The following is a 16,653-nucleotide window of genomic DNA, read 5'->3' as shown; positions in this document are numbered from 1 at the left end:
ACCCTCGAAATGGTCACCGACGAAGAACGCGACTACATGTACGCGGAATACGCCAAAGACCCCCGCATGCGCGCCAACATCGGCATCCGCCGCCGTCTCGCCCCCCTCCTGGACAACGACCGCAACCAGATCGAGCTCTTCACCGCCCTGCTGCTCTCCCTGCCCGGCTCGCCGATCCTCTACTACGGCGACGAGATCGGCATGGGCGACAACATCTGGCTCGGCGACCGCGACGCGGTCCGCACTCCGATGCAGTGGACCCCGGACCGCAACGCCGGGTTCTCCTCCTGCGACCCCGGGCGCCTCTACCTCCCCACGATCATGGACCCCGTCTACGGCTACCAGGTCACCAACGTCGAGGCCTCCATGTCCTCCCCGTCCTCCCTGCTCCACTGGACGCGGCGCATGATCGAGATCCGCAAGCAGAACCCGGCGTTCGGACTCGGCTCCTACACCGAGCTCCCCTCGACCAACCCGGCGGTCCTCGCCTTCCTGCGGGAAGCCCCGCCGACCGGCGACGACGGGGACGACCTCGTGCTGTGCGTGCACAACTTCTCGCGTTTCGCACAGCCCACCGAACTCGATCTGCAGGCGTTCAGCGGGCGCCATCCCGTGGAGCTGATCGGCGGGGTGCGCTTTCCGGCCATCGGTGAGCTGCCGTACCTGCTGACACTGGCGGGACACGGGTTCTACTGGTTCCGGTTGCGCAAGGAACCGGCGTAGGCTCCGGCAGCGCGACGCCCTCGCGGGGCGGTTTCCGCCGCCCCGCCCTGGGCACTCCTACGCAACAACCGGCACTCTCCCTCCGCACCACCGGCACTCCCGCACCCTGCCTCGTCCGCGACGCGGAAAGGACGCGACGCCATGTCGGAAGCCGCCATCCGCCCCACCGCACACGCCACCGCGCTGCTCGCCTCGCTCGACCCGCTGCTGCGCGAGTGGCTGCCCCGGCAGCGGTGGTTCGCCGGGAAGGGGCGGCCCATCAGCGCCCTGGAGGCGGTGACGGCGACCGAACTCCTGCCCCACGGCTCACCGTCGGGCCTGCTCCACCTCCTTCTGCGGGTCCGCCAGCCGATCATTCCCGCCCAGGGCGCCGCGCTCGACGGCGTCGGTGCCGAACGGCCCACCGACTGCTACCAGGTACTGCTCGGCGTGCGCCGCACCCTGCCGCCGCACCTGGCGCCCGCCCTCATCGGCCACGTCACCGAGGGCCCCCTCGCCGGAGCCACGGTGTACGAGGCGCTGCACGACCGGCACCTCACCGAGCTGCTCCTGGAGCGGCTGCGCATGCCGGGCCGGCACGGCGTGCTCCGCTTCGAGCGCGACATGAGCGCCGAGATCCCCTCCGGGCTCGTCCCCCGGCTGCTCACCACCGAGCAGTCCAACTCCTCGCTCATCTATGGAGATACGTTCATCCTCAAGCTGTTCCGCCGCGTGCTGCCCGGCGTCAACCCCGACCTGGAGGTGCCGCTGCACCTCGCCCGGCAGGGCTGCGCACGGGTGCCCGCGCCCGCCGCGTGGTTCCTCGCCGACCTGTCGGCCGGCGCCGACGACGCCGACCGCTGCGGCCTCGGGGTGCTCCAGCCGTACCTCGCCGGCGCCGAGGACGGCTGGGAGCTGGCCCTGCGGATGCGCGCCAAGGGCGAGACCTTCACCGGTGAGGCGCGGGCCCTCGGCCGCGCCACGGCGGAGGTGCACGCGGCGCTCGCGGTCGCGCTGCCCACCGTCACCCTGGGCCGCGCGCAGGTGGAGGCGGCGGCGGACGCCATGGCCGAGCGGCTCACCGCGGCCGCGCAGGCCGTCCCCGCGCTGCGCCCCTACGCCCCGGGGCTGCTCACCGCCTTCGAGGCGCTCGCCGACCTGGGCGGTGAGGGCCAGCAGTGGACGGCCCAGCGCGTCCACGGCGACCTGCACCTGGGGCAGTGCCTGCGCTCCCCCGCCGGCGAGTGGTCGCTCATAGACTTCGAGGGCGAGCCCGCGCGGCCGCTCGCCGAGCGCCGTCTGCCGCAGCCGCCGGTCCGCGACGTGGCGGGCATGCTGCGCTCCTTCGACTACGCGGCCTCCCACGGCACCTGGGACCCCGAGTGGGCCGACGAGTGCCGGGCCGCGTACTGCACGGGATACGCGGAGGTCTCGGGCCGCGACCCCCGCACGGACCCCGTGCTGCTCCGCGCCCACGAGACCGACAAGGCGGTCTACGAAGTCCTCTACGAGGCCCGTCACCGCCCCGACTGGCTGCCGGTCCCGCTGGCCGCGGTCCAGCGCCTCGCCCAGGACGGCCCCGCCGACGACGCCCACTGACCACTCCTCCGGAGGAGGCCTCTCCCGTGACCCCGCGCCCCCGCAAACCGTCCGACGACAAGCACGCGAAGAGCACCAGGAGCAGCAAAGGCGCCAGGAAGGCGGCGGCGAAGGCACCGGCGAAGGGCGGCGGAGCGACGGCCGGTCCCGAGGCGCGGCCGGAGGCCGGGGCCGAGGGGGCGTCCAGGGCGGTGACCGCACCCGACGCGGTGCCGCCGCCCGTCACCGAATCGCCCGTCTCCGCGAGCGACCGGGACCGGCTCCTGAGCGGTACGCACCACGACCCGCACGGCGTCCTCGGCGCCCACCCCGTGCCCGGCGGGATCGCCTTCCGGGCGCTGCGCCCGTACGCCAAGGCGGTCGCCGTGGTCGCCGAGGACCTCCGCGCCGAGCTGCGCGACGACGGCGACGGCTTCTTCTCCGCGGTCCTTCCGCTGCGGGCCGTGCCGGACGGCTACCGGCTCCATGTCACGTATGAGGACACGGAGTTGGAGATACATGACGCGTACTCCTTCCTGCCCTCGCTCGGTGAGTTCGATCTGCACCTGATCGGCGAGGGGCGCCACGAACAGCTGTGGACCGCTCTCGGCGCGCGGCCGATGATCCACCAGGGCGCGACCGGCACCCGGTTCACTGTGTGGGCGCCCAACGCACGGGGCGTGCGGGTCGTCGGCGGCTTCAACTTCTGGGACGGCACCGGCTTCCCGATGCGTTCGCTCGGCGGCACCGGCGTCTGGGAGCTGTTCGCGCCGTCCGTCGGCGAGGGCGAGCTGTACAAGTTCGAGATCACCCGGCCCGACGGCTCCAAGACTCTGCGCGCCGACCCGCTCGCGCGCCGCACGGAGGCGCCGCCCGCCAACTCCTCCGTCGTGCACGAGTCACATCACGAGTGGCACGACCAGGAGTGGCTGGCGCGCCGCACGATCGCACCGGCCCACGAGGCGCCCTTCTCGGTCTACGAGGTGCATCTCGCCTCCTGGCGGCCGGGCTTGACCTACCGTCAGCTGGCTGAGCAGTTGCCCGCGTACGTCGCGGACCTGGGCTTCACGCACGTCGAGCTGATGCCCGTGGCCGAGCACCCCTTCGGCGGCTCCTGGGGCTACCAGGTCACGGGCTTCTATGCGCCGACCGCCCGCCTCGGCACGCCCGACGACTTCAAGTTCCTGGTCGACGCGCTGCACCGGGCCGGGATCGGCGTCCTGATGGACTGGGTGCCCGCGCACTTCCCGCGGGACGACTGGGCGCTCGCCGAATTCGACGGCCGGCCGCTGTACGAGTACGAGGACCCGGCCAGGGCCGCGCACCCCGACTGGGGCACCCTGGAGTTCGACTACGGCCGCAAGGAGGTCCGCAACTTCCTGGTGGCGAACGCCAGTTACTGGTGCGAGGAGTTCCACATCGACGGGCTGCGGGTCGACGCGGTGGCCTCGATGCTCTACCTCGACTACTCGCGCGAGGAGGGCGAGTGGACGCCGAACGCGCACGGTGGCCGCGAGAACCTCGACGCCGTCGCCTTCCTCCAGGAGATGAACGCCACCGTCTACCGCCGCTGCCCCGGCGTCGTCACCGTCGCCGAGGAGTCCACGGCCTGGGACGGCGTGACGCGGGCCACGCACCACCAGGGCCCCGGCGGCTTCGGCGGCCTCGGCTTCGGCCTGAAGTGGAACATGGGCTGGATGCACGACTCCCTGGACTACGTCTCCAAGGAGCCGGTGCACCGCAAGTACCACCACAACGAAATGACGTTCTCGATGGTGTACGCCTACAGCGAGAACTACGTCCTGCCCATATCGCACGACGAAGTCGTCCACGGCAAGCGGTCGTTGGTGTCGAAGATGCCGGGCGACTGGTGGCAGCAGCGCGCCAACCTGCGCGCCTATCTGGGCTTCATGTGGGCCCACCCCGGCAAGCAACTCCTCTTCATGGGGCAGGAGTTCGCGCAGGGCGCCGAGTGGTCGGAGACCCACGGCCCGGACTGGTGGCTGCTCGACCCGGCGTACGGCGCCGAACCCGACCACCGGGGCGTGCGCGACCTCGTCCGCGAGCTGAACACCGTCTACCGCCGCGAGGGCGCCCTGTGGCAGCGCGACACGGACCCCGGGGGCTTCGCCTGGGTGGACGGCGACGCCGCCGAGGACAATGTCTTCGCCTTCCTGCGGTATCCGGCGGAGGACGGGGACGGCACCCCGCTCCTCGCCGTCTCCCACTTCTCGCCCGTCGTGCGGCACGCCTACCGGCTTGGCGTGCCGGACGGGTTCGGCGCCTGGCAGGAGGTCCTGAACACGGACGAGGCCCGCTTCGGCGGCGGGGGCGTCATCAGCCCCGACCCCCTCAAGCCGGACCCCGTGCCGTCCCACGGCCGCCCCGTGTCCCTGCGCCTGACACTGCCGCCGCTGGCCACGGTGTGGCTGCGGCCGGTGTGACCCGCTCCCCTACAGAGCTCCTTCAGAGCCCCTTGAGCGCCACGGGCAGCTCCTCGGTGAAGAGCACGCCGAGGCGCTGCGTGGCCCGGGTCAGGGCCACGTAGAGGTCGCTCGTGCCGTACCGCGCGGGCTCGACGACCAGGACCGTGTCGAACTCCAGGCCCTTCGCCTGCCGCGGGTCGATGAGGACGACCGGCCGCGTCAGGTCCGGTGCCTGCCCGGCCGTCACCCCGGGCAGCCGTGCGGCGAGCTCCGCGTGGAGGTCGCGCGGGGCGATCACCGCGAGGCGGCCCGCGTCCCGCACCTCGGTGGCCACCGCGTCGGCCACGGCGGCGGCGAGGTCGTCCGTCCGGCGCGCCCAGGGATGTACGCCCGTGGACCGCACGGAGCTCGGCGGCCGGAAGTCCGGCTGGTCGACGCGGGGCACCTCGGCCGCCACCTCCATGATCTCCACGGGGGTACGGTAGTTGACGCCGAGCCGGGTGTACTCCCAGCGGTCCTCGACGTACGGCGCGAGGATGCTCTCCCACGAGCCGCAACCGCCCGCCTCCGCGGTCTGCGCAGGGTCGCCGACGAGCGTCATGGAGCGGGTCGGGCAGCGCCGCATGAGCAGCCGCCAGGCCATCGCGGAGAGCTCCTGCGCCTCGTCGACGATGATGTGCCCGAACGCCCAGGTGCGGTCGGCGGCCGCGCGCTCGGCGGCGCTGCGGTGGTCGGCCTCCTCCTGGCGCTCGGCCATCCGCTCCGCGTCGATGATGTTGTGCGCGAGCAGGACCTCGGCGTCGTCCTCGTCCTTGTCCTCGAACTCGTACGTGCGGGAGGCGCGCGAGACGTCGAGGACGCCCTGCGCGTACGCGATCTGCTTGGCCCGCTCGGCCTCGGCCGCGGCCCGCTCGGCGCTGTCGTCGTGCCCGAGCAGTTCGGCGGCCTCGTCGAGCAGCGAGACGTCGGCGGGCGTCCAGGCCGACCCGTACGGACGGCGGATCGCCTTCGCGTCCTCCTCGGCCAGGCCGGTCGGCTCCTCCAGGTAGTCGGCGAGGAAGCGCTGCGGGGTGAGCGTGGGCCACAGCTCCTCGATGGCGGCGTGCACCTCGGCGCTGGCCGCGATGCCCTTGCCGAGCTGGGCGATGTCGTCGGGGCCCAGGAAGTTCGGCCCGCCGTACGGGTCGTGGCCGATGCGCTCGGCGAGCTGCGCGGTCAGCTCGTCGATGATGCGGAACGCGAAGTGCGGGCGGCCGAGGTTGTGCGGCACGTCCGCGGCGCGGGCCGCCTCGCGCGCCTGGTCGGCGATCGTCCAGTCCAGGATCAGGTCGCCGTCGTCGTGCGCGATGACCAGCGGCTCGCCGGGCTCGGGGGTCCGCTGCCGGTCCCGTACGGCCGCGGCGAGCACGTCCGCCATCTCCGCGCGGCCCTTCACCTCGGCCGCCTCGGGGCTGTCCGTGCCGGTCGCGGTCACGCCGGGGAACAGCTCACCGACCGTCGAGAGGAGCACGCCGGTCTCACCGAGCGCGGGCAGCACCTCGCCGATGTAGCCGAGGAACGCCGGGTTCGGGCCGACGATCAGCACGGCCCGCTTGGCGAGCAGCTCCCGATGGGCGTAGAGCAGGAACGCGGCACGGTGCAGCGCCACGACCGTCTTGCCCGTGCCCGGGCCGCCCTCGACGACGAGGACGCCGCGGTGGGGGGCGCGGATGATGCGGTCCTGCTCGGCCTGGATGGTCTGCACGATGTCGTGCATGCGGCCGGTGCGGGCGGAGTCGAGTGCGGCGAGGAGCACCTCGTCGGCGTCGGCGCTCTCGTGGCCGGTGCGGGTGGTGTCGCTGAGATCCAGGATCTCGTCGTGCAGATCCGTGACCTCGCGGCCCTCGGTGGTGATGTGCCTGCGCCTGCGCAGTCCCATCGGGGTGTGACCCGTCGCGAGATAGAAGGGGCGCGCGACATCGGCACGCCAATCGATCACGAGCGGGGTGCGTTCGGTGTCGGACGCGCGGATTCCGATACGCCCGATGTGATGGTCGCGGCCGTCCCGGAATTCGAGCCGCCCGAAGCAGAGCCCGTTCTCCCCCGCGTCGAAGGCGGCGAGCAGCCCGGACTGCTCCGCCACCAGCACGTCACGCTCCAGACGCGCCTGGAGACCGGTGCCCACCTGCGACAACGAAGCCTGCACGGCGGTCTCGGCCTCCTCGCGCAGCGCGTCCAGGCGTGCGTACAGCCCGGAGACGAATTGCTGCTCTTCTCGCAATTCCTCGGTTGACAATTCAGCCCCTCGCCAGTTACAGTGCTCGTATAAAGCTTCTCGTGAAGTCGTCATGCACAAATGGCAAGAGCTTCGCGAAAGAATCCAATATACGCAGAGATAAGCCCCGGACGTCAATTCGTCCGGGGCTTATCTCTTGCACCGCCGCAGCCGCTTCCCCTCAGAGCACGTCGGCCAGCTCGGCGAGGAGTTTCCGCTTGGCCCGCGCGCCCACCATCTGCAGCACGGGCTCACCGCCACGGAACACGATCATGGTCGGCGCCGAGAGCACCTTGTACGCGATCGCGGTCGCGGGGCTCCGGTCCACGTCCAGCTGAAGGACCTTGATGCGGTCCGCCTCCTCCCGCGCGATCTCGCTCAGCACCGGCGCCAGCTGCCGGCACGGCCCGCACCAGTCCGCCGTGAACTCCACCAGCACCGGCCGGTCCGCCTCCCGCAGCACCTCCCCCTCGAAGTCCGCGTCCGTCACCTCGGCCACACCTGCTGCCCGCACTGCCACCACTCTCCTCATCCGGTCAGTTCGCACCGCGGCTCGGGGCCGCCTTCGAGCGCCGCCTCTGCGCGTACGAGCTGCGCCCCCACCTGCTCCCGCACCGCGTTCAACTCGCCGATCAACGCGTCGAGTTCGGTGAGCTTGCGGCGGTACACGGCGAGCGACGCCGGGCAGGAGTCCCCCTCCGGGTGGCCGGAGCGCAGACACTCCACGAACGGCCTGGTCTCCTCCAGATCGAACCCGAAGTCCTGCAAGGTCCTGATCTGCTCCAGGAGCCGCACATCGTCCTCGTCGTACGTCCGGTAGCCGTTGCCGGTGCGCCGCGCGGGCAGCAGCCCGCGGGACTCGTAGTAGCGCAGCGTCCGCGTGGTCGTCCCCGCGCGCGCCGCGAGCTCGCCGATTCGCATGCCCCGACCGTAATCCTTGACGTGGGCGTCAAGGCCAGGACTCAGGCGGGATTGCGGATTCCCTCGACGATGGAGGACCAGGTGTCGGCGCCGTGCCCGAGGTCGATCGACCTGCCGGCCGCCGTGAGGACGCCGCGCAGAGCGGCCGCGTCCAGGCCGCGGTGCTCGGCGGCGCGCACGATGTGCCGCACGTTCGCCGCCTCCACGGTGAGGTTGTCCAGGTCGCCCGGGTACTTGCCCGAGTCCACCTCCGCCGCCGTGCCGTCGACGACGCTCGTGAGGAGGGCGGCGAGAGTCTTCATGTAGGGGGCGGCGGCCGCCGCCGGCACGCCCTCCGAGGCCGCGAGGGCGAAGCCGTGCACCAGGCCGTGCATCGCCGTCCAGAAGAAGTCCAGGACGGAGAGGTCGTGGACGGCCGCGAGCCCGTGGTCCTCGCCGACATACGCGGTCTGCCCGCCCAGGGCCTTGAGCGTCGGCTCGTACGCCTCGTACGCGGATCGCGTGCCGCTGTGGAAGATCAGCGCCTCCGGTGTGCCGATCATCGGCACGGGAACCATGACCGCGCCGTCGAGATAGTCGACGCCGAGCGCCTCGGCCCACGCTGCGGCCTCGCGGGCGCGCTCCGGGGTGTCGGAGGTGAGGTTCACGAGGAGGCGGCCGGGCAGGTCGTCGGCGGCCCGGTCGAGGACGGCCCGCGCGGCGTCGTAGTCGACGACGCAGACGACGACCACCTCGGCGGCGCGGACCGCCTGCCCGGGGGTGGCGGCGCGGACGGCGCCCCGGGCGACGAGGCCGTCGCCCTTGCCGTCGGAGCGGTTCCAGATGGTGGTGGGGTGGCCGGCGCCGAGGAAGGCGCCGGCGAGGGCCTGGCCCATGGAGCCGAGCCCGAGGACGGCGACGGAAGGGAGGGGGTGGCTGGTCATGCCCACCATCGTTGACGGGGCGCCAACGCCCCACAAGTACCGACTAATTAGTCAGGTACTCACCGAAAGGTAAGCGGCTCGCCCTTCAGCGACTCACCCTTCAGCGTCTCGTCCGTCGGCGCCATGCCGTCCCGCCGCCGGCCGCCTCGGCCCGCGGGGCCGGGTACGTCTTCGGGAAGTTGACGCACCACAGCCATTGACGCGCGCCGCGACCACAACTACAAAACCAGCAACACCCAGTTCTGAGAGCGCTCTCACGCTTCGCTGTTCGCCGTTCACCGTCACACTCCCCCCCACCACGGAGGTCCCGATGAGCACGGTCCCCACAGCCCCTGAAGTCCCCTCGGCCCGCACGCCCCGTCCGATGCGCAGGACCCCCCTCATGGCCGCGCTCGCCGCCGTCGGCCTGCTCGGGGCGCTGATGACGCCCGGGACGGCCAGCGGCGACGTGCCGCCGCCCGCGCCCGGCTGGTCGCTGAAGTGGAGCGACGACTTCAACGGCCCCGCGGGCAGTGCGCCCTCGTCGAAGAAGTGGCAGGTCGACCTGGGCCACAACTACCCCGGCGGGCCGCCCAGTTGGGGCACCGGAGAGGTCCAGGAGTACACGAACTCGCGCGACAACCTCAGCCTCGACGGCGCGGGCAACCTGCGGATCACGCCGCGCAAGGACGCGGCGGGGAAGTGGACGTCGGCGCGGATCGAGACGCGGCGCAGCGACTTCAAGGCTCCGGCGGGCGGCACGCTGGCCATCGAGGGGCGCATCAGGATGCCGGACGTCACGGGGGACGCGGCGCTCGGGTACTGGCCGGCGTTCTGGGCGCTCGGCTCGCCCTACCGGGGCAATTACCAGAACTGGCCGTCCATCGGCGAGTTCGACGTCATGGAGAACGTGAACGGCGTCAACTCGGTCTGGGGCGTGCTGCATTGTGGCGTCAACCCCGGCGGTGACTGCAACGAGACCCAGGGCATGGGCGCCAGCCGCCCCTGCCCCGGCGCCACCTGCCAGTCGGCCTTCCATACGTACCGCTTCGAGTGGGACCGTTCAGTGACGCCCAATCAACTGCGCTGGTACGTCGACGGCCAGCGGTTCCACACTCTGAGCCAGGACCGCTTCTCGGCGAAGACGTGGACCGACATGACATCCCACCAGGGGTACTTCCTCCTGCTGAACGTGGCGATGGGCGGCGGCTTCCCGGACGGCGTGGCGGGCCGTGCGACGCCGACGGCCGCGACGCGGCCCGGCCATGCGATGGCGGTCGACTACGTCGCGGTGTGGACGCGCCCGTAGTCCGGGGCCGGCGCGGTCGCGGCCAGCGCCTCCCGGAGCCAGTTGTCGGCGGCTCCGGGGGTCGGCTCCGGCGGGCCCGGAGGCGGGCTCAGGATCTCGGCGGTGAGCTGCCAGTAGAGGTCGATGCGGGGTTCGGCGGCGAGCATGCGGTGCAGGTCGCGGCGGAAGTCCCCGGTGTCGCGCCGGCCCAGCGAGGCGGCGTGGACGGCGACGAAGCAGTCGAGCGCCTCGCCCCGGTGCGGGGCGCGCCCTGCCCGCAGTGCGGCCGAGGCGAGTTCGTACGCCTCGGGGAGGCCTTCGTAGAGCACGGCGGGGCGGTATCCCTTGCCGGGCAGGTGCACCTCGGGCTGACCGTAGTTCGTATTGGCGCGAGGGCCTGAGACGAAGCAGGGCGTAATGACGAAGTCCTGGAGCCGGGCGAAGGCGAGGACCTGTTCCGGGGTGGGGTCGTCGGGCGGCGCCGGCACGGCCTGGTCGACGACGGCCTTGACGACCCGGGCGGGGAGCCGTGCGGGCAGCCAGTACCGCCAGAACCGGGCGAGCGCGTCCGTGCCGGGCGGCGTGGACAGGGCCCCGACCAGCCGCAGCCGCTCGGCGCGCTCCCGTGCGGTGCAGTCGGTCAGGAGCCGCAGGGCCGCCTCCCGCCAGCGCAGGGCGGCGAGCCGCGACCCGACCTCCCGCAGCTGCCCCGCGACGATGTCCTCCAGCGCGTCCTCCTCGTCCAGGACCCGGCTCACGTCGGGGACCGGCAGGTCGAGGGTGCGCAGGGAGCGGATGAGGCGGAGCCGGTCGAGCGCGTCGGGGCCGTAGCGGCGGTGGCCCCCACCACTGCGGGCGGCTTCGGGCAGCAGGCCGCGGTCGGAGTAGAAGCGGACGGTCTTGACGGAGACACCCGCCTGTTCGGCGAGCTGTCCGATGCTCAGCATCGCGTGCGGGGGCGCGCCGCTGTCGGAGGGCGTGCCGCTGTCCTGGGCTGCACCGCCGTCCGGGGTCGCACCGCCGCGCGGGGGCCCGCCGCTGCCCGGGGCTGCACCGCCGTCCCGGGGCGCGCCGCCGTCCGGAGACGCACCGCCGCGTGCGGACGCACCGCCGCCAAAGGACGCACCGCCACCCGGGGACCCACCGCTGTCCGGGAACGCACCACCGTCCGCGGGCGCACCACCGCGCGAGGACCCACCGCCACCCGGGGACCCACCGCCGTCCGGGAACGCACCACCGTCCGCGGGCGCACCGCCGCGCGGGGACCCACCGCCGCCCGGGAACGCACCACCGTCCGGGAACGCACCACCGTCCGCGGGCGCACCACCGCGCGAGGACCCACCGCCACCCAGGGACCCACCACTGTCCGGGAACGCACCACCGCCCGCGGGCGCACCGCCGCGCGAGGACCCACCGCCGCCCAGGGACCCACCGCCACCCGGGTACGCGCCCCCGTCCGCGGTCCCGCCGGAGGCGGCTGCGCGAGGTGACTTTCCGTCGGACGGCACGACTTGAACCTCCCTCAGGGGGAGTTCCTACCGTACCGGCGAGCGCGGCGGGCCGATCGGGCGGGCTGCGCGGACCCTTGCGTACGAGGAGGACTCATGACGGCGTTCGTGCTGGTGTCGGGCGGGTACACGGGCGGCTGGCTGTGGCGGGACGTGGCCGCGGGGCTGCGGGCGGCCGGGGCCGAGGTGCACACGGCGACGCTCACCGGTCTCGGTGACCGGCGCCACCTGGCGGGACCGGACATCGACCTCGACACCCACATCGAGGACGTGACGCAGCTGATCGACCACGTCGACGCCCCCGAGGTCGTGCTCGTCGGCTACTGCTACGGCATCTACCCGTCCGCGGGCGCCGCCGACCGGCGCAAGGACCGGATCTCCCGGCTCGTGTACCTGGACTCGCCGATGCCCCAGAACGGCTCCTCCATGATCGACCAGGTGCGCGAGCAGATGCCCGACGGGCCGGCCCGCGACCGCACGCTGCGCCAGCAGGAGCAGGCCGAGGACGGCTGGCGGATCCCCGCGCCGACGCGCGACGAGTGGCGGGCCCAGGGGAACCTCGCGGGCGTCCCCGACGACGCGCTCGGCCGGCTCGCGCGGCTCGCCTCGCCCGCGCCGGCCGGCCCGTACGCCCAGAAGCTGCGCATCTCGGATGCGGTCGCCGCCCTGCCGACGACCGGCGTCTTCTGCACGACGGGCGGCACGATGGACATCGCCGCCCTGGAATCCCTGGTCGCCTCGGGCCTGCCGCTCGTCCAGCACCTGGCCGACCCGCGCGCCACCTTCTTCGAGATGGCCACGGGCCACTGGCCGATGCTCTCCACCCCCGACGAGCTGTCCGACGTGCTTCTGCGCGCCGCGGCGGGCGAGGGCCACCGCCTGACGGCCGCGGCGGCCGGCTAGGGCGTGTCTTTTGGATCGGTCCGGACAGCCCGGGCGTCTGGTGCGGTGCATCGCAAGGCGGAGCATCGCCCGCGGACCGGGTGTCCGTGGGTGATGCGACAACGCCGCGAGGCGCCATGCCAGGCGTCGCGGGCCCGGGCTGATCCGAAAGACACGCCCTAGGCGGGTGCGCCGCACCGGCGCCGGTGGTAGCCGTACGTCAGGGCGAGGATCAGCGGTCCCCACAGCGCCATCAGGCCGCTGGTCACGGCGGCAAGGAGCCGCCACCACCCGCTGGTGTACGGGACGTCGGAGAACCCGGCGAGGTGGAAGGTGCAGAGCACCCAGTCGACCAGCAGTGCGGTGAAGAGCAGCCCCAGGAGGGTGGCGGGCACGATCACCGCGTACGGCGGTACACGTCTGCCGCGCAGTCCCGGCACCCAGCGCGGCACCACCTCGCCCCACGGCCGCACGAGGCCGAGGCAGAGCAGGGCGCACGCCTCGGATAGCAGGCTGAGCGTGACCACATAGGACACGTTGGCCCACCGGGACCACGACATCGGGGCGACGTCCGCTCCCATCAGGTGGTCGAACCCGATGGGCAGCCGCCACAGGCACACCGGCAGGGCGAGGAGGGGGAGCAGCCGGGCGACGCGTTCCGCCCAGAGCGGTACGGGCCGCGCCGGAGGAGTGGCGACCGTGGTCGTCGCACCCACCGTGTTCATCGCGCTCGTCGTGGTCGTCGCGCCCGCCGCGTTCCTCGTGCTCGTCGTCTCGCTGATCGTCATGCGTCCACTCTGGTCGGCGGTGGACGCACGGGAATCACACGCACGGGCTGACCGGCTCCCCCTCGCGGCGGAGGGCACCTCACCCTGAAGTCCCCCGCGCCCGGCCCCTACGCGGCGTCCTCGGCCGCCTTGTCGTAGGTCAGGAAGATCGTGCCGCTGTCGAGCAGCACGGCGTCCGTCCGCTCGTACAGCACCGGGTCGAACGCGGTCTTCTGTGCGAACAGGGGCGTGCCCGAACCCAGTGTCAGCGGACCGAGCTTGACGACGAGCCGGTCGATCTCGCCGCGCAGCACCCCGGCGAGCTCACCGCCGCCGCACAGCCAGATGTCCTTGCCCTCCTGCCGCTTCAGCTCCCGCACCTTCTCGACCGGGTCGGTGGCGACCAGCTCGACGCCCGGGTCGGGGCTCTCGGTGAGGGTGCGGCTGAAGACGTAGTGGCGGAGGTGGGGGTAGGCGTTGGTCAGTCCGGCGTCGAGGCCGATCGCGTAGGTCCTGCGGCCTTCGAGGACCGTATCGAAGCAGTCCCCCTCCGCGGTGATGCCGAGGGCCTCCCTGGCCGGGGCCGGCAGGGTCTCCGGGTACGTCCCCGCGAGGTGCTGGACGTAGTCCTGGGCGACCGGCCAGAAACCGTCGGGGCCGGTGGGGTCGGAGCCGTCGGGGCCCGCGATGAATCCGTCGAGGCTGACGGCGATGAAGTAGACGAGCTTTCGCATACGGGCTCCTTGGCAGCAGGGGTCGGGCCACGCCGATCGTTGTACTCCGAGTGAAGTGGTCAGACCGTAGTACTTCACTTGGAGTGGTGTCAACACTTTTCGGTAAGCGAAGGGAGACGACCAGGCGCAGGGATGCCCGATCAGACGAAAGCCGGGCCGCCCATCAGGGCGGCCCGGCCTGCACGTGTACCGACGGTCAGCGCTACGACGCCTTCGCGGACGCCTTCGCAGACTTCCCCGCGGACGCCTTCGCGGCACCGGACGCGGCCGAGTCGGACACCGCCGACTCGTCGTCGGCCCCCGGCGCCGGCTCGCCGTGGCCCTTGCGCGGCAGCAGCGCCGCCACCAGCACCGTGCCGGCGCCCAGGATCACCGCGCCGATCAGGCTCGTGTGCGCCACCGCGTCCGAGAACGCGGAGCCGACCGCGTCCGCCATCTTGCCCGCGCCCTGGGCGAGCTGCTCGGCCTGGCCCTTCAGCTGGGCCGCCTGCTGCTGCGAACCGGCGTGGGCCGCCTTCTCGCCCACCGCGCGCGCCTGGTCGCCGATGCCCTGCGCGACCGCGTAGCCCGCGCCGACCGAGTCCTGCGCGGTCTCCAGCGTGCCGTCGGGCAGCTTCGCGCCGGAGGCGGCGGCCGCGTCGCTCAGCTTCGAGGAGTACGAACTGGCCAGCACGGAGCCGAGGATGGCGATGCCGAGCGAGCCGCCGAGTTCGAGCGACGTGTCGTTGACGGCGCCGCCCACGCCCAGTTCCGACTCGGGGAACGCGCCCATGATCGCGTCGGTGCAGGGCGACAGGGCGAGGCCGATGGCCAGGCCCAGGACGATCAGCGGGGCGACGAAGTCCCCGTACGAGGAGGAGACGTCCACCCGCGTCAGGAGCGCGAGCGCGACCGTGCCCGCGACCATGCCCGCCGACACGGTGATCTTCATGCCGATGCGCGGGGTCAGATAGCCCGTCAGCGCCGAGCCGACGAAGACCGCGCCCGCGAGCGGCAGCATGCGCACGCCCGTCTCCAGCGGGTTGTAGCCGAGGACGAACTGCAGGTGCTGCGTGAGGTAGTAGAACGCGCCGAAGACCGCGAGGAAGAAGAGCGCCACCGCGAGGTTCGAGCCCGCGAAGCGGCGGTCGAGGAAGCGGCGGACGTTCAGGATCGGGTGCGGGTGGCGGAGCTCCCAGGCCACGAAGGCGAGCAGGCCGACGCCCGCGACGACCGCCGCCGAGATCGCCTTGGCGTCCCAGCCGAAGTGCGGACCCTGGATGATCATGTAGATCAGCGCGCCGGTCCAGACGACGGAGAGCAGCCCGCCGACGTAGTCGATCCGGTTGGAGTGCCCGGCCTTGGACGGCGGGATGAGCACGAAGGCGCCGACGATGGCGAGGGCGGCCACCGGCACGTTGATCAGGAAGGTCGAGGCCCAGCCGTGGTTCTCCAGGAGTGCGCCGGCGACCAGCGGCCCGGCCGCGATCGCGAGGCCCGCCGTGGCGGTCCACAGCACGATCGCCTTGGCCCGCTCCGCGCGCGGGAACGTCGCGGCGAGCAGCGACAGCGTGGCCGGCATGATCATCGCCGCGCCGAAGCCCATCACGGCGCGGGCCGCGATGACCCCGCCCGAGCTGTCGACGAGCGAGCCCGCGACCGATCCCGCGCCGAAGACGACGAGGCCGAGGACGAGCGCGCCGCGCCGGCTGTACTTGTCGCCTATCGCGCCGAGGAGCAGCATCAGCGCGGCGTACGGGACGGTATAGCCGTCGATGACCCACTGCAGGTCGGAGCTGGAGAGCCCGAGGTCCTTGGTCATGTCGGGGGCGGCGACGGTCAGTGCCGTGTTCGCCATCACGATGATCAGCAGGCTCAGGCAGAGCACCAGCAGCGCCCACCAGCGGCGTGCGTACGGCTGCTTCATCTCCTCGACCGGTTGCTTCATGAGCAGAGCCACCGAAGCCTCACCCTTCCTTGTCCACATACGTCCGTGCTCGTCGCGCTTACCGGTGACCTTGCACAGCACTGTGCAATTACACACGACTGTGCAACTTACGCCACTGCACACTGGTGTGCAAAACGGGCGCGTGCACAATGGAGCCCATGAGCCGAGCCGACGCCAACCGCCGCCGCATCCTGGAGGTGGCGCTCGCCGAGCTGCTGCGCGATCCGGACGCGTCCATGGACCAGATCGCCCGCGCGGCAGGCGTCGTGCGCAGGACCGTGTACGGCCACTTCCCGAGCCGCGAGGCGCTGATCGGCGCGCTCATCGACGGCGCCGTCGAGGCGGTCGCCGCAGCCCACGCCTCCGGGCGCGCACGCTCGGACGACCCCGCCGAGTCGCTCGCCCACTCGATGGTGGCCGTCTGGGAGATCGCCGACGGCTACCGCCTGCTCGTCGCCCTCGCCCAGCGCAGCGTCGCGATGGAGGGCATCAGACAGCGCCTCGCCCCGGTCCGCGAGGAGTGCGTGAACGTCCTGCGACTCGGCCTCGGCCAGGGCGCGTTCACCTCCCCCCTGCCGCCCGCCGCCCTCGCGTACGTCCACGAACAGCAGCTCTTCGGCCTGATGGAAGCCGTCAACGACGGCCTGCTCGCCCCCCAGGACGCGGGCCGCGCCGCCGCGTCGACGGCCCTCATGTCGGCGGGTGTCCCGGTGGCCCGGGTACGGGAGATCATCGCGGCGCTGCCGTAGGGGGCGGTCGGCCCA

The 16,653-nt window shown here is 72.6% G+C and carries 13 protein-coding genes and 1 pseudogene; 6 read left to right on the top strand and 8 right to left on the bottom strand.

What is annotated here, in order from left to right:
- The 3 genes from AB0H82_RS09090 to glgB all read left to right on the top strand — a co-directional run.
- On the top strand, positions 1 to 723 hold a 723-nt coding region (locus AB0H82_RS09090; RefSeq protein WP_362990419.1), incomplete at its 5' end, for an alpha-glucosidase C-terminal domain-containing protein.
- A 141-nt stretch (positions 724 to 864) separates the two neighbouring features.
- Positions 865 to 2,301 (top strand): maltokinase, encoded by a 1,437-nt coding sequence (locus AB0H82_RS09085; protein WP_362990417.1) that lies wholly within the window; start codon positions 865 to 867, stop codon positions 2,299 to 2,301.
- A gap of 26 nt (positions 2,302 to 2,327) precedes the next feature.
- Complete coding sequence (gene glgB, locus AB0H82_RS09080; RefSeq protein ID WP_362990415.1) at positions 2,328 to 4,724, top strand: 1,4-alpha-glucan branching enzyme; 2,397 nt, start codon at positions 2,328 to 2,330, stop codon at positions 4,722 to 4,724.
- A 22-nt stretch (positions 4,725 to 4,746) separates the two neighbouring features.
- On the opposite strand, the gene AB0H82_RS09075 is transcribed toward glgB, so the two are convergent.
- From AB0H82_RS09075 to AB0H82_RS09060, 4 genes are all read right to left on the bottom strand, one after another.
- Complete coding sequence (locus tag AB0H82_RS09075) at positions 4,747 to 6,981, bottom strand: helicase (RefSeq protein WP_362990413.1); 2,235 nt, start codon at positions 6,979 to 6,981, stop codon at positions 4,747 to 4,749.
- Positions 6,982 to 7,141: 160 nt separating this feature from the next.
- A complete protein-coding gene (locus AB0H82_RS09070) occupies positions 7,142 to 7,492 on the bottom strand; it encodes a thioredoxin domain-containing protein (RefSeq protein WP_362990411.1) in 351 nt (116 codons plus the stop codon).
- Positions 7,489 to 7,881 carry a MerR family transcriptional regulator gene (locus tag AB0H82_RS09065; protein ID WP_062774186.1) on the bottom strand — a complete coding sequence of 131 codons (393 nt, stop codon included), beginning with the start codon at positions 7,879 to 7,881 and terminating at the stop codon, positions 7,489 to 7,491. The genes AB0H82_RS09070 and AB0H82_RS09065 overlap by 4 nt, the downstream gene beginning before the upstream one ends.
- A gap of 41 nt (positions 7,882 to 7,922) precedes the next feature.
- On the bottom strand, positions 7,923 to 8,804 hold the full coding sequence (locus tag AB0H82_RS09060; protein ID WP_362990409.1) for an NAD(P)-binding domain-containing protein: 882 nt from the start codon (positions 8,802 to 8,804) through the stop codon (positions 7,923 to 7,925).
- A 310-nt stretch (positions 8,805 to 9,114) separates the two neighbouring features.
- On the opposite strand from AB0H82_RS09060, the pseudogene AB0H82_RS09055 reads away from it, so the two are divergent.
- Positions 9,115 to 10,086, top strand: a pseudogene (locus AB0H82_RS09055) (glycoside hydrolase family 16 protein); the annotation flags it as partial.
- Here AB0H82_RS09055 and AB0H82_RS09050 read toward each other — a convergent pair.
- A complete protein-coding gene (locus tag AB0H82_RS09050) occupies positions 10,065 to 11,018 on the bottom strand; it encodes a MerR family transcriptional regulator (protein ID WP_362990407.1) in 954 nt (317 codons plus the stop codon). The pseudogene AB0H82_RS09055 and the gene AB0H82_RS09050 sit on opposite strands and share 22 nt — an antisense overlap.
- Positions 11,019 to 11,675: 657 nt before the next feature.
- On the opposite strand from AB0H82_RS09050, the gene AB0H82_RS09045 reads away from it, so the two are divergent.
- Complete coding sequence (locus AB0H82_RS09045; RefSeq protein ID WP_362990405.1) at positions 11,676 to 12,482, top strand: alpha/beta hydrolase; 807 nt, start codon at positions 11,676 to 11,678, stop codon at positions 12,480 to 12,482.
- Positions 12,483 to 12,640: 158 nt separating this feature from the next.
- Here the strand turns inward: AB0H82_RS09045 and AB0H82_RS09040 are convergent, their stop codons facing one another.
- The 3 genes from AB0H82_RS09040 to AB0H82_RS09030 form a co-directional block, all read right to left on the bottom strand.
- Positions 12,641 to 13,249, bottom strand: coding sequence for a hypothetical protein (locus AB0H82_RS09040; protein WP_362990403.1), 609 nt, complete (start codon positions 13,247 to 13,249; stop codon positions 12,641 to 12,643).
- Between the two features lie 107 nt (positions 13,250 to 13,356).
- Entirely contained in the window at positions 13,357 to 13,962 is a 606-nt protein-coding gene (locus tag AB0H82_RS09035) for a dihydrofolate reductase family protein (RefSeq protein ID WP_362990401.1), read from the bottom strand.
- Between the two features lie 202 nt (positions 13,963 to 14,164).
- Positions 14,165 to 15,901, bottom strand: a complete 1,737-nt coding sequence (locus AB0H82_RS09030) for an MFS transporter (RefSeq protein WP_362990399.1) — start codon at positions 15,899 to 15,901, stop codon at positions 14,165 to 14,167.
- 146 nt (positions 15,902 to 16,047) lie between these two features.
- On the opposite strand from AB0H82_RS09030, the gene AB0H82_RS09025 reads away from it, so the two are divergent.
- Positions 16,048 to 16,638 carry a TetR/AcrR family transcriptional regulator gene (locus AB0H82_RS09025; protein ID WP_362990397.1) on the top strand — a complete coding sequence of 197 codons (591 nt, stop codon included), beginning with the start codon at positions 16,048 to 16,050 and terminating at the stop codon, positions 16,636 to 16,638.
- Positions 16,639 to 16,653 lie beyond the last annotated feature (15 nt).

Origin of the sequence: Streptomyces sp. NPDC050732 (genome assembly GCF_040654255.1) — a bacterium.
Lineage (GTDB): Bacteria > Actinomycetota > Actinomycetes > Streptomycetales > Streptomycetaceae > Streptomyces.
This window is presented reverse-complemented; position numbering and strand designations above follow the sequence as displayed.

What these genes read in the sequence shown, in the direction of transcription:
- AB0H82_RS09085 (WP_362990417.1), top strand. Translation starts at nt 865, where the DNA reads ATGTCGGAAGCCGCCATCCGCCCCACCGCACACGCCACCGCGCTGCTC.
- AB0H82_RS09035 (WP_362990401.1), bottom strand. Translation starts at nt 13,962, where the DNA reads ATGCGAAAGCTCGTCTACTTCATCGCCGTCAGCCTCGACGGATTCATC.
- AB0H82_RS09040 (WP_362990403.1), bottom strand. Translation starts at nt 13,249, where the DNA reads ATGACGATCAGCGAGACGACGAGCACGAGGAACGCGGCGGGCGCGACG.
- AB0H82_RS09025 (WP_362990397.1), top strand. Translation starts at nt 16,048, where the DNA reads ATGAGCCGAGCCGACGCCAACCGCCGCCGCATCCTGGAGGTGGCGCTC.
- AB0H82_RS09050 (WP_362990407.1), bottom strand. Translation starts at nt 11,018, where the DNA reads ATGCTGAGCATCGGACAGCTCGCCGAACAGGCGGGTGTCTCCGTCAAG.
- AB0H82_RS09070 (WP_362990411.1), bottom strand. Translation starts at nt 7,492, where the DNA reads ATGAGGAGAGTGGTGGCAGTGCGGGCAGCAGGTGTGGCCGAGGTGACG.
- AB0H82_RS09045 (WP_362990405.1), top strand. Translation starts at nt 11,676, where the DNA reads ATGACGGCGTTCGTGCTGGTGTCGGGCGGGTACACGGGCGGCTGGCTG.
- AB0H82_RS09060 (WP_362990409.1), bottom strand. Translation starts at nt 8,804, where the DNA reads ATGACCAGCCACCCCCTCCCTTCCGTCGCCGTCCTCGGGCTCGGCTCC.
- AB0H82_RS09065 (WP_062774186.1), bottom strand. Translation starts at nt 7,881, where the DNA reads ATGCGAATCGGCGAGCTCGCGGCGCGCGCGGGGACGACCACGCGGACG.